This is a genomic window from Psychrobacillus sp. 05T411, assembly GCF_056396485.1.
Window position 1 is genome coordinate 190,450 of record NZ_JBFTLO010000008.1, and the last position, 14,297, is coordinate 204,746.

Annotated in this window: 8 protein-coding genes; 7 read left to right on the forward strand and 1 reads right to left on the reverse strand. The window is 32.4% G+C overall.

The window, feature by feature from the left end; genetic code table 11:
• Nucleotides 1–3: 3 nt before the first annotated feature.
• The 6 genes from AC1DFT_RS08805 to AC1DFT_RS08830 all read left to right on the forward strand — a co-directional run bounded on the left by AC1DFT_RS08805 (nt 4) and on the right by AC1DFT_RS08830 (nt 8,922).
• Entirely contained in the window at nt 4–1,224 is a 1,221-nt protein-coding gene (locus tag AC1DFT_RS08805; protein ID WP_477918810.1) for a glycosyltransferase, read from the forward strand.
• A gap of 34 nt (nt 1,225–1,258) precedes the next feature.
• Entirely contained in the window at nt 1,259–2,533 is a 1,275-nt protein-coding gene (locus AC1DFT_RS08810; RefSeq protein WP_477918811.1) for an O-antigen ligase family protein, read from the forward strand.
• Between the two features lie 61 nt (nt 2,534–2,594).
• Complete coding sequence (locus tag AC1DFT_RS08815; protein ID WP_477918812.1) at nt 2,595–3,860, forward strand: glycosyltransferase family 4 protein; 1,266 nt, start codon at nt 2,595–2,597, stop codon at nt 3,858–3,860.
• Between the two features lie 523 nt (nt 3,861–4,383).
• Nucleotides 4,384–5,850: a lipopolysaccharide biosynthesis protein gene (locus tag AC1DFT_RS08820; protein ID WP_477918813.1), complete on the forward strand. Its 1,467-nt coding sequence runs from the start codon at nt 4,384–4,386 to the stop codon at nt 5,848–5,850.
• Nucleotides 5,851–6,194: 344 nt separating this feature from the next.
• Nucleotides 6,195–8,447: a hypothetical protein gene (locus AC1DFT_RS08825; RefSeq protein WP_477918814.1), complete on the forward strand. Its 2,253-nt coding sequence runs from the start codon at nt 6,195–6,197 to the stop codon at nt 8,445–8,447.
• Nucleotides 8,448–8,523: 76 nt separating this feature from the next.
• Nucleotides 8,524–8,922, forward strand: coding sequence for a hypothetical protein (locus AC1DFT_RS08830; RefSeq protein WP_477918815.1), 399 nt, complete (start codon nt 8,524–8,526; stop codon nt 8,920–8,922).
• 67 nt (nt 8,923–8,989) lie between these two features.
• On the opposite strand, the gene AC1DFT_RS08835 is transcribed toward AC1DFT_RS08830, so the two are convergent.
• The gene (locus AC1DFT_RS08835; protein ID WP_477918816.1) at nt 8,990–9,811 is read right to left on the reverse strand and encodes an SLAP domain-containing protein; all 822 of its coding nucleotides are present in this window, start codon (nt 9,809–9,811) and stop codon (nt 8,990–8,992) included.
• A gap of 317 nt (nt 9,812–10,128) precedes the next feature.
• Between AC1DFT_RS08835 and AC1DFT_RS08840 the strand changes: the two genes are divergently transcribed.
• Entirely contained in the window at nt 10,129–14,235 is a 4,107-nt protein-coding gene (locus tag AC1DFT_RS08840) for a hypothetical protein (protein ID WP_477918817.1), read from the forward strand.
• The last annotated feature ends 62 nt before the right edge of the window (nt 14,236–14,297 follow it).

Below are 14,297 nucleotides of genomic sequence, written 5' to 3' on the forward strand. Positions count from 1 at the left end.
TATATGGAATTGCTGTTTATCGGTGTAGCGTGTTCTGAAAAAGCTTTGATAGATAGTTTTGAAAAGTATTACGGTGGTGTAGCACAAGTTAGGCCTCAGCAATACTTTGACTTAGCTTTGACAAAGGGGTTAGCAAAACAATGTAATGTAACTACTCTAACGCTTCCCCCAGTAGCTTCGTATCCTAAATCAAGTTCTATACTTTATAAACGAAAAAAAGAGAAAGTATTGAAAAGTTTAGAAATTAATTATATTACTCTACTGAATTTACCCATTATTAAAACAATAAATATCATTATACAAGTTTTTTTTCAAACTCTATTATTTTTAATAAAAAATAGAAAAAAAGACCATACAATACTTTGCGGATATATTTCGTTTGAAACTACGCTTCCTGCAATCTTAATTGCTAAGATATTTAACATTAGAATTTTTTCAATGGTTCCGGATGCCCCTTTGTATATAAGCACTTATAGTAAAGTGATTAATCCTATAAAGAGAATAATTAATAAATTGACTACTAAAATTAACCGTCAACTAGAAGATAAGTTTGACGGATATGTCTTTATTACTCAAGCAATGAGTAATTTAATAAACCGTAATCAAAAACCTTATATAGTAGTAGAAGGTATGATTAGCGAGGATAATGTTGATTCAACTATTTATTACGAAAAAAAATCGCCAAAAATTATTATGTATGCAGGAACGCTTCATGAAAAATTCGGAATAAAAAAAATGGTAGATGCATTTATTAAGGCTGAATTACAAGAGTGTGAGTTGTGGGTTTATGGAATGGGAGACTATGCACAAAGTTTGAATAAAATAGCTGAAAAGTATAGTAATGTTAAATATAAAGGTAGTGTTAGTAAGTCGGAAATATTAGATTTAGAAAAAAAAGCAACATTGTTAGTCAATCCAAGGCCTTCAAAAGAAAAGTTTACAGAATACTCTTTTCCCTCAAAGACATTAGAGTACATGGCTTCTGGCACGCCATTGTTAACTACTAAATTGCGAGGAATTCCTAATGAATATGATAATTATTTGTACTACTTTTTTGATGAAAGCACAGAGTCTATAGCGAATAGATTAAAGGAAATAATGTGTTACCCCCCAGATATGTTAAATAAATTTGGAGATAATGCTAAACGATTTGTTTTAGAAAATAAAAATTATACTGTTCAGACAAAAAAAATATATGATTTTTTGGAAATGAGAAATAAATGAGTTATTTCTTATGGGGAAATAGGGGGAGCGAGTAATGAACCAATTTATTAATGAAGTGAGATCCCCTAAATTTACCACTCGGAATAAAGGGATTTATCTATTAATGATATTAATGCTTTTATTAGTAAATGATAATTTAGTATTTGAAATAATAGGTAATGACACATTAGTTCGGCTATTATTGTTTTTAGGGTATTGTTTAATTTATATAAAATTTATCATTATTGATGGTAAAAAGATAAATTATAAAAATCTTATAATACTACTATTTATGATTATACTTGCACTAATTAATATGTTTGTTAATAATGATTTTACTTTAGGTTATTTATATATAACTATGCTTTTAATAATGGCCTTTATTACGTGTGAAATAATTAGTTTTGAAGATTTTATTGAAGCCAGTATAAAAGTGGTTTTTTTTATTACTTTGTATGCACTAGTATGTTACGTCCTAAGTCCTGTTATTTTTCAGTATAAATCTTTTCTCCCAAGGTTTGTAAATGATGCAGAACTTCCTTTTATCCACTTAGGGCTAGCGGTACTGGTAGATATAGAAGGATATAATAGAATGTTTGGTTTCTTCAGAGAAAGTGGAGTATATCAGATTTTTATAAACCTTGCCATAATAATGGAACTCTTTATAAGAAAGAAAAAGGTGCGTATAATATATTTAGTAGTTTTATTCATAGGCTTGATATTAACTTTTTCAACACCTGGCTATATTGCTACGGGTATGATTTTTTTTTCATATCTCTTTTCTAATAAAAAAAAGAAATCCAAAAAAGAAAAAAAGGCATTTATTACTGTATCTATATCTCTAATAATACTTTTCATCATTCTATATTTAACGAACACTACTTTTTCGAATGGTTTTAATAATGCTTGGACTAAGTTATTTAACAAAGAAAGTTCTTATATGGGACGAGCGACATCTGTGTTTGTAGAGTTAAAAATATGGACAGAAAGTCCCTTTTTTGGTTATGGCATTCAACAAGGATTTGACTTATCAAAGAAAGCAGGAGCTGAAGCCCTCGGTTTCTTTATGTATAATACCAGTACAATTACAGGATTATTTGTTACATTGGGGTGGTTGTTTACTTTTGTCTTATTATTAATGCTTTTGAATTTTTGTTTGCGATTGAATGCAAAGATTATAGGAATTCTTCTTATCTCGTTTAGTATAGTTTTAATGATTTCATCACAATTATTAATGTATAATGCATATTTTTATGCATTGTTGTTTATAAGTATTAAGTCTACAGATTATATTAAGACAGGTTTAGTTACTCCCAATGATGCAGAGTAATGATGGATAGAAGAAAAAAAGCTGTCATAAATGGCTGAGACATCTTCTTGGAGGTATATAAATGAATATATTATGGTTGATTAATGTTCCACTACCTGAAGCAAGTATTTTATTAGAAGAACCATCACTTCCTTTTGGAGGTTGGTTGGTTAATACTTCTAAAAAGTTGTCGTATGAAACCAATATAGAATTATCAATTGCCTTTCCGAAAAAAGGAAATATTAAAAAGTTACAAGGTGAAAAAAACAAATTTTATTTGTTTCCACCAGTTAATGAGACAAATTCTGATATGATCGATAATAATAAGTTTCTTGAAGAAATAGTAGATGATGCTAATCCTGACATTGTACATATTTTCGGTACTGAATATGCTCATACTCTAGCTATGGTCAATATATGCAAAAGTAAGAATATTAAATCAGTTATTTCAATACAAGGTCTAGTTTCAGTTATTGCAAAACACTATATGATGGGTCTACCCACCAAAGTTCAAAAAAAAATTACTTTTAGAGATCTAATAAAACGAGATAATATTAAACTACAACAGAAAAAATTTGTAGAAAAAGGAAAACTAGAAATTGAAGCAATCCAAAAAGTAGGACATGTGATAGGGCGAACTACTTGGGATAAAGCATGTACATCACAAATTAATCCAAATGCTAAATATCATTTTTGTAATGAAACATTAAGAGACGAATTTTACAAACATATTTGGAATAAGGATAATTACGAAAAACATTCAATTTTTGTTAGTCAGGGTTCTTACCCCATAAAAGGGCTTCATTATATTCTTCAAGCAATGCCTTTAGTATTGAAAAAATTCCCAAAAGCGAAGTTATATGTTGGTGGACTCGATATTACTTCTAGTAAAAGTTATAAAGAAAAAATTAAAATGACTTCGTATGGTTACTACATAAATGAATTGATTGAGAAAAATAGTCTACATTCTAATGTTTTTTTTACTGGCATATTAAATGAAGAACAAATGTGTAATAGATTTCTACTTTCAAATGTTTTTGTATCACCTTCATCTATTGAGAATGAATCGAATTCCTTAAGTGAGGCAAAATTGTTAGGCGTACCTAGCGTTGCATCATATGTAGGTGGGGTCACAGATAGAATTCATGATAAAGAGGATGGCTTTTTTTATCAGAATGATTCACCCTATATGTTGGCTTACTATATATGTGAAATTTTTAAAGATGAAGAGTTAGCTTTAAAGTTTTCAAAAAATGCAAGAAAACAAGCTTTAAGCATATTTGATAGTGAAGTAAATATCCAAAGATTGATTGAAATATATAATAATATATTTAAAGAAAATCACTAGTTGAACATAAAAATATTAGCATTACTTTTTATTTGGTTTTTATTGATAATTTTAATTATGCTCCGATAGTTTATTTCTTAAGACTGTCTTTTCCTTTTGTTATTTGAGTATAAGTTATCCAATCATAAATTTAATTACATGAAGAAATATTTGATTGCTCGGCATGATTTGTACATTTATGGGAAAATTGCAATTTATTAAGTGAAAAAACTATTCACACGATTTTAGTTGCTAATTTATACAATTAATAAAATATAAACATGGAATCTTTCTAAAGCTGCCAAATTCATTAGTAATCGCATTTATTTTCAGTTCTTAAAGGAAAAGTAGCCACCAGCGTTCCTGCGATTAAGCGCTCATAAGCCAAGTGACCGAATTTAAAGACATATGTGCATTCGTTGTCAGCTACTATGTTTTCGAATTGATTTTGTTATTTAACTTATCACAACTAGAGAGAAAATAATCTAGAAATTTGCCTTAAAATTTAGGTTTAATTTTACATTTTCTAATATGGAGGGTGAAAATGAAAGAATCAACCTCGTTAAAAAATAAAACAATTTCTGGTCTACTTTGGAGCTTTGCGGATTCTACCGCTAACCAAGGAATCCAGTTTTTTATTCAAATTATACTTGCTAGGTTACTATTACCAGAAGATTTCGGCATTATAGGAATGGTTCTAGTATTTATTGCAATATCAAGTGTATTAGTTGATGGAGGATTTTCGGTAGCTTTAATACGTGAAAATCAACCGACTCATATGGATTATTGTACAATATTTTTCTTTAACTTTATGATATCAGTAATAATATACGGAATTATTTATCAATCTGCCTTCACTATCAGTTCTTTTTTTAGAGAACCTCAGTTAATCTCAATATTAAGAGTACTTTCATTGGTATTAATAATTAATTCATTTGGGATCATACATAGAATAATTCTTGCTAGAAAAGTGGATTTTAAGACACAGACAAAAATAAACATATTTGCAGGAGTGGTATCAGGTTCGATAGCAATCCTACTAGCAGTGAAAGGGCATGGAGTGTGGAGCCTTGTTATTAAAACTGTATCTATGCAAATTTTCCAAATAATTCTTCTTTGGATTTATATTAAGTGGATACCAACCTTTACATTTAGTATTCAATCACTTAAGAGACTTTTTAGTTTTAGTTCGAAAACATTGCTTTCTATTTTAATTGGTACAATATATAACAATATTTATTTTGTCGTAATTGGTAGATTCTATTCTCCAGCACAATTGGGGTATTATTCAAATTCAGTAAATTTAAGTAATGTCTTTTCAAATACCTTGACTGCTTCCATTCAACGTGTAACTTATCCTGTTTTAAGTAGCATAAAAGAAGATGATGAAAAGTTAAGACGAAATTTTAAAAATATTATTAAAATGTCTGTTTTAATTGTCTTCCCTTTAATGATAGGATTAGCTACTATAGCCGATCCTCTAGTGAATTTACTTTTTGGAGAAAAATGGGCGCCTTCTATTGTATATCTTCAATTATTATGTATTGCTGGAATGCTTCATCCTCTACATGCAATTAATTCAAACATTCTTCAAGTTAAAGGAAGATCCGATTTATTTTTAATACTAGAAATTATACAAAGAATAATAATGACTATTTTAATTGCATTAGCATTACTTTTTCAAATGGGAATATTAGGTTTAGTAACAACTGTAGTTTTGTATTCTGCTATTTCTTTATTTACAAGTACATATTTTTCAGCAAAAGAAGTTTCGTATTCAATAAAGGAACAGTTTAGAGATATTTTACCTATAGCTATAGCTACTTTTGTCATGGGTGGTGTGGTTTACATTATTGGAATGGTTTTGCCAGAAACTTATTTGATAAAATTAATTATTCAGATAGGCATAGGAATCACTGTATATGTGATTATATGCAAAATTTTAGGAATTCAAGAGTTGAAGAAACTATTTGAAATGTTTTTAGTTGTTCTACATAAAACAAAAAATTAATAGTAGAGTATTAATATGTCAAATACCCCACATCTTTTAACCATTCTGTGATTTGTGATAATCACGCTTACATGACTAGTTGGGATGTTTTTTTACACGAATCGAGCATAAAGAGTCGTGGCAGTCCCGCATTGACGTCTTTAAATTGAGTAGAGAAACGAATGTGGCGGCCTGGAGCAGCACAAATGATGTACCTGTTCAAAGTTTGTATAGCTGGTTGAAAAAGGTTGGAAAAAACCGATAACAAACCATCCACTTCGAAGGGAAAGCGTAAAATAACATAAAGGTATAAAGGCATTCAATGTAGAATAACTAGGGAATGCGAAAATAGGGGGAGAATTTTCATGAAAAACAAAACAACTAAGATAATCGTAGCTTCAGCAATAGCTGCATCAGCATTTGTTGCTGCAACACCAAGCCAAAAAGCAGATGCTTCAACAAATATTGAAAAATTAGTAAGCGATGCCCAAAAAGCGGCAACTGTATTGAAATGGGCAATTTCGATTGAGGGGTCTGCAGATGGAGTAACACAACCATGGACTGAATTTAATGCTGCCAAAACGGCAATTGCAAAAATAGAAACAGCTATGAATGGAGTAAGCTATTCGGATAAACTAAAATTTGAAGCGCAATTAATCGAGCCAAAAACTCAGCTGCAGCGTGCTCAAGGGTACCTAGACGCAATTACAGCAAGTACTAAAATAGAAGAAAAAAGATCCAGCCTTTCACAAGCTGTTACTACAAATAATTTAGATCAGGTTGAAGCTGCTTATCATGAGATGACAGCGGAATTCCGTAAGCAAACTATTTTGTTGGATCGTGTATATGGTCAATCAACACGAGATAAAATTCGAAATGTCGTAAAAGGACCTGCTGAACAATTAATAAATTATTTAAAGAACGATGTGACTGTACATATGTACACGAAAGCTGTTGTCGCAGACATTCGAGCTGGCAAGTATGAAGAAGCAGCTAAAAAGGTAGCCGAGAGTCAAACAATTCTTAATTCCAATATCATGGTTTGGGAAAGCACTTTGAAAAAAAATCTAGCCGATGTAACTAATTCTCTACCAGTTCAAATTGTTTCTATTTCTAGAGTGAATAGCAATGCTGTAACGATAAAATTGAGCAAAGCAGTTTCTACGATTCATCTTTCAGAGTTTACATTTGATAATTCTTTGACGGTTACGAATGCATCTTTAAGTAAAGATGGGACAATTGTTACGTTAACGACAACTACACAAAGCCCGGGGATAAAGTATACGGCGAAGTACAAAGGAAATTCTGCTAGTTTTACAGCTCCAGGTAGTGTAGTTCCAATTCAAGTAGGAAACCAAACGATTCAACATAGAGAAACATCCGAAGTGCTTACTATGGCAGCAAACTTTACAGAGTCAAATAGCCAGCCTTCAAAAGCTACAGTTCGTATCGATATTCCAGCGGGGCTTAAGTTAGTTTCTATTAATGGTATTGAGAATAATATTGCTGGGGCGAAAAGTATAAATGTAACCCCAGAAAAAAATGGCACGGTAACCATTGCTTTTACTGCAAAAGATGTAAACGTTGCTGCTATTGATAATGTTATTACATTCAATAAAATGGAGAGTAATAAAGCAGTAGAAACGAAATCTTCGGCAAAGTTAAATTTTTATGCACCTGCAAAAGCAGGCTCTTTCTCCAATAAGAAAATATTTTATGTAGATATTTATAATAATTACTTCGTTACTACGGATGGATTGAAATACAATGTAAAGACTTCTGGTGACGTTTATAAAAATGAAGGAATCACGGTCTCTTTCGATTCATTTAAATCATCGCTGAACATCGATGATACGGTAACTGGAACATACCAACCAACAGCAACTTCGACGTTTGATATTACGTCCAATTTCTATTTTGTTGACCTTTTACTTGACTCGAAATTTGCATATAAATCAGGAACTGCAGGATACCGTATGGATGGAAGCCGAATCGATCTAATCGGTACAGCGCAACCAAACTATGAAATATTCTTCTTCAAAAATTCAGGTTACGTTGGAAAAACGAGAGTGAACACAAACGGGGCATGGAGTTATTCAACAAACGTGGACCAAAATGCAATAACAGATTATTCATTTGTTCAACAAGCAGCTGGTAAAGCGACGCCTACAAGTCTTGGCTGGGATGCTAAAACATTGAGAGTCGTGGAAGGATCATTTGACCTATTATCTATTAGCAATGGAACATCAGCAGATAATGATTTATCTAACGAAGAATTGACGTTAACAATAGCACCTCTAAGTAATAAGAGTGGCTTAATTTTAGCTCAAGATCAAGCAGTCACTGCATCCAATGCCACAATTGTTGTTCAGGATGCAKATGGTACAAAAGTTAAATTCACAAACAATCAAGATAACACTAGATTTAACCCAGTCAACAATGGCTTCCAAATTAAATTCGGCTCAATCGATGAAACGAAAGGGTCCGCTGTTATTATGGCAAAAGGAAGAGATGGAGTATTAACTGGTGATTTAAAAGTGATTTCCATAGAAGGCGTTACAAATGTTTATGGATTGAATCTGAAAGTAAATGCTGGATTTGAGATTAAAGGATACTAATTTTAGAGAATGTAAAAGCCGTTAAAAAGTGAGACTCTTTAACGGCTTTTAATACATATGGATGAAGGAGTTAAAAATGTTTACAAAAATATCTAAAGTAAGTCTACCAATTCTACTAACCTTAGGATTATTAATTACGATTCCAATAAATACGGCCGCAGTAACTAAAGTAATGTGGGGGAAAACAGAATTAAAGATTGGACAAATCGGAAAAGTAACGATTCTCCAAGACACATCGCTTGTGAAAATAGAAAGCAATGGTTCTCTAACAATAGTGCGTATGTTGAAAAAAGGAGATGAGTTCCGTGTGTATAGTTATAAGGGGCATGATGAAGGACTATATGGTGTAGGGGCAAGCAGTTTTGTTCAGAAAAATACTGCTAAAGTAAAATATCAAACACCTTCCAAAGCAAAACTAGCCCTTGTTTCAGGAATAAAAGATAATTCAACACTAGAGGTAGTGGATATAAAATAGCTTTTGCCGCTATTTCGAAAAACAAAAGCCGTTAAAGAGAAGATTCTTTAACGGCTTAACTATTGTATTACAAAGTTTGAGGGATCATTTCAATTTTCCAAGAGCTGAAATCTGGATTTTCTTTCATGAACACTTCTTTAGAAAAAGATAAGCTAAGTGGACGTGCTTGTTTGGAAGCAATTTCGAATTGACCAATAGGGAATCCAAGTTTACAAACCATATCACCAGCTGCGTCAAACAATTGAATCGGCAGGTTTTCAATAGTTAATGTTTTAGAAAACGCATTACGAATGATGATATAAACATTGACCGCATCTTCCGATTCATGGAAATGGAATCCTACAACCGAAAGTTCATTTTCTTTTATAGGTTCCAATGAAGCGACTAGAGAGTGTACATATGCTTGTTGATCTTCATTAAGGCCATTGGACCAATTTTCGTCTAAGAATAATTCGAAATCTTTTACTACTTTTTCGTAATATTCGAATGCCATTTCGAAATCCATTTCGTTTACTATTTCTTCGGAAGGGACTAGTAAATCATTGGTTTCAAATAGGAAGTTCCAAGGTCTTGCAGTACATGGCTCTAACACGCCGAACAATTCCATATCAAATCGTTTTTTTGCGATTTGCTTACCTTCTTTATCTTTCACGATCAGAACTACTTGTTCAAGAAGTAATTTCTTCGGTAAAGAGTGCCTAATAATAGCCGTTACAACGATTCCAGAATCTACAGTATATAATTTTACTCCATGAACATGCAGTTTGTTGGCTTCTAAATCTTCTAATTGTTGATGAAAATATTGAAAAATATATTTCTCCTGTACAGGTATTTCCCAATCCGCAGAAAAATCTATTTCAGTTTTATATGTCTTAGGTGTATTTGTCATCATTTAATTCCTTTCGTATCCAAGTTATATTCATCAGTATAACATATTTAGTGACGTGCCAGTCACCCGCACAATTCACTTTGTAAATAGATGAAGAGGTCTTTTGTTCATTATTTAATTTGAAAGTGCCCAGTTCTGTATGAAATATATAAATTCAACCAATTTTAATATTGAACCTAGGTATTTTTTCGCTTTAAATTAAAAAATTTTGTATATACATAAAATACTATTTAGAATTTTCTGTATAAATAGTAAAATATACATATGTATATTTTCATACATAAATTTGATGTTTATGCCACTAGGAGGATTTTCGATTGGAAAAGAAATTATTAAAACAAACAGCAGCAGCAGTTTTACTATCTTCATCGCTTTTATCTTTTACACCACCTGCATATGGAAAAACTACTACCATTCAGGAATCTATTGATTCTATAAAATTGGAAATGAAGAAAGCGGCGAACTCATATGTTCATCCTGCTTTGGAAGGGGAATTATCTTCTAGTAGTTCGTTATATCCGATACTTAATAATGTGAAGAAAAGCTATCAAACAATTAGAAAAGTGATTATTTCATCGAACCTATCTGAAAAAGAAAAGGATATAAAACTGAAAGAAATAGATACTTTATACAATGAAAAAATCACGAAAGGGTTAATTCCATACATTGATGCATACAACTATGCAACTAAATACTTAGATCCAATATTAAAGGAAATAAAAGAAGCAGAAGAGAAAAATGATTTGGCAGCAGTTGAAAAAGCCTATCATAAACTGTCTGTACAACTTAAATCACGTACATCTATTTTATATAGATTCTCTGGTAAGGCATCTCGTGACTTACTATTAGATAAATATAAAGAGCCAGCTGATAACAAAAGAGATGAACTGATGGTTCCGGTCACAATATTTATGAAAGTGGCGGAAGCAGACAAACTGTTAGCAGAAGGTAAAAAAGACGAAGCCCAAAAATTACTTGAAAGTGTTAGCCCTTTAATAAAAATACTTCCTAACCCTGAAAAGAGTTCTTTCATGATTGCTCTATTAAAAGAGGTAGAGAAAGTACAGGAATCGGTAGGGAATCCACCGGTTAAAATCGAAACGCCAGCCGCTTCTCCTTCAACAAGTGGAGGAAGTAGCTCAAATGGTAATAATAGTGGTGGTGGACAGTCGTCAGTAGTAAAGACCACACTTGAAACTGTGATTTTAGAAGCGAGAGAAGCTCTTGAAGGAGCAGTAGAAGGAAAAGAAGCAGGACAATATGCGGACGGTTCCATTGAAATACTACAAGAAGCAATTGAAAAAGCAAACCTAGTAATTTCTAATAAACAGGCGACACAAACAGCGGTAGATTTAGCTGTATCGGAATTGCAAGTAGCCATATCCTCATTCGAAGGAGCAAAAGTAGCCGATGAAACTGAAGAGCAGCCGGCAGTGAAGGCAGCACTAGAAACAGAGATCTCAAAAGCTAAAGAAGCTCTTAAAGATGCAATAGAAGGAAGCGAAGTAGGGCAATATGCTGCAGGTTCCATTAAAACACTAGAAGAAGCGATTGAAAAAGCTGAAGCAGTAAATTCAGTTGAACAAGTGACACAAGCAGCGGTAGATTTAGCTGTATCGGAATTGCAAGTAGCGATATCCTCATTCGAAGGAGCAAAAGTAGCCGATGAAACTGAAGAGCAACCGGCAGTGAAGACAGCACTAGAAACAGAAATCTCAAAGGCTAAAAAAGTCCTTAAAGATGCAGTAGAAGGAAGCGAAGTAGGGCAATATGTAGCGGGTTCCATTAAAACACTAGAAGAAGCGATTGAAAAAGCTGAATCAGTAAATTCAGTTGAACAAGTGACACAAACAGTGATAGATTTAGCAGTATCAGAATTGCAAGTAGCAATATCCGCATTCGAAGAAGCAAAAGTAGCCGATGAAACTGAAGAGCAACCGGCAGTGAAAGAAGCACTAGAAACAGAGATCTCAAAAGCTAAAGAAGCTCTTAAAGATGCAGTAGAAGGAGTCGAAGTAGGACAATATGCGGCAGGTTCCATTAAAACACTAGAAGAAGCGATTGAAAAAGCTGAAGTAGTAAATTCAGTTGAACAAGTGACACAAGCTGAAGTTGATTTAGCTGTATCAGAATTGCAAGTAGCAATATCCTCATTCGAGGGAGCAAAAGTAGCCGATGAAACTGAAGAACAGCCGGCAATGAAGACTGCACTGGAAACTAAAATAGTGGAAGCGGAAGCTGCTATTGTGGGTGCAGTAGAAGGAAGCGAAGCAGGACAATACAAAGCTGGTTCTATCCAAACACTAGAAGAAGCAATTAATGAGGCAAAAGTAGTTGTTAATTATAATCTAGCGACCCAAGAGACTGTGGATATAGCGGTAACAACTTTGGATGAGGCAATCAAAGCATTCAAAACCGGTAGAGTTGAGGCGGTTAATGGAAAAGTGGAAGGAATAATTAATGAGTTTACAAGTAATGGATTAACGATTGAAGGGAAAACTTATTCAGTTGACAATAAATTAAAGGCTTTCTTCCAAAATGAGGCGGCTTTAAATAATGCAGAGATTACTGTTGAAGTTACTAATAACGCAATTGTAAAAATATTAGCACTTACCTTAACGAATAATGGTTCATCAACTTCAAATTTAATACTTGATGGCAGTGGTGTTGTAATAGATGGACCGGTTGCAATTGAGGGAGATTATTATTCTGTAAATAATTTAATTGTAAATGGAGATTTTACAATTTCCAGCAATGTGAAAAATAGTTTTAAATCAGATAACTTAACTGTAAAAGGAACAACTAAAATTGATGAAAATCAAAAAATTGCAACAGTTGCATCGCTGTTTGCTATGCCAATAGCTGAGCAACCTAAAACAAAAATTACAATAATTTTCAAGGATTCTACAATGGCTGTTATTGAAATTGCAAAAGAGGATGTTAACTTCTCAGCGACAGGAAGTACTGAAGTGAAAACCTTAAAAGTCCAAGCAAATGCTAATATTTATGCAAGTAAAGGCACCGTACTTCCAAATGTTGAAATTAGTAAAGGCGTATCTAAAGTTGAGCTTAATGCAACTATAGCTAGTGTGATTATTGATTCAAATGATCAGGTTACAATTTCAGGAAAAGGTCATTTTGAAAATGTACTCGTAAATTCCACTCAAAAAGTCACTTTGGATACAACAGGAACGATATCAAAATTAGAAATGAAAAATGAATTATCTAAAATTGCAATAACTGGTGATTCAATGGTTGGGAATATAATTGTTCCTGAAGGGAAAGAAGTAAAAGATTTAGTAGATGATTTTGAAAGCATTGAAGTTAAAGAAAAATTCGAAAATATATCAGGTGTTAAAAATGAGGATTTTGATGAAAAACTTCTGGATAAAAAAGAAGAAAGATATTTTGCGGCAGGTATTAATAAAGTCACAGGAAAGTTTGGCCACATTACACTTGATTTAGTTAACCAAGGTGAGTATGAAGTGAAATACCATTTAATAAACTTGCATGAAGGAGATATCGAAACTACTGACGTAGGGGAACAAGTACCTAATGATGCAATCAGTTATAAACAAGGTGATAGTTTTGTATACTGGGCTGGCCATGCTCTTGATGTATATCAGGTTGATAATGATGGTACAATATTAGAAAAAATAGAAATAATAGACAGTGTTTCTCCTATAGAACATAGTATTGCAAACGAAGACACTTTAACTATCAAAATGATTTTAAAACCAGATAATTATCTTGTATCAGAGTTAGTGAAATATGTATACGTTTATAATGGGAAGAATGTTGAAAAGATTGTAGATTTTTCTTCTGTATCATGGGATATAGTTGATGGTATTACTGCTATTAAACTAAAACTCGATAATAAGATTGATTTAGATGAGCCTGGGAAGTTATTGGTTAGGACGAAAATGTTTGGGGTGCCAAATGCTTCTTTGGGTACATCTAATAATAATAGTGAGCTAGATTTGTTTGTTTTAAAAGATTTAGTTACAGACAATAATCCAGGTCTTAGTTATGAATTTGATTATATGCTAAGTCTAGTAATAGAAGATTTCCATGGAGATGTTGCTGAAAGCGATTCACTCAGTATATCCGCATATAAAAATGAACTCTTTGCTAAAAAAGATTTACCTTTAACTAAAGATGAGATTATTTCAATTGTTAAAGAGGTCAATATGACACTAAAAGATAAAGTAGACAAATACAAAAAAGCAAGAGACATGGTCAATAAATTGTTTAAAGAAGATAGACATCAATACAGATGGTATAATCAACTAGGAGAAAATGTAACTACACAGGCAATAGCAGAGGCAAAAATAGCAATTGAGGCTATGGATGAAGAGTTTCTAGAGAAAAACAGGCTACTAAGTGATGTGCAATTTGCTGAGCATCTCTTAAGTTTAAAATAAACTTAGCGTGTCAGTCACCCGCATGATTCATAAACTACTCTAATAATAAAAATAGCAACACA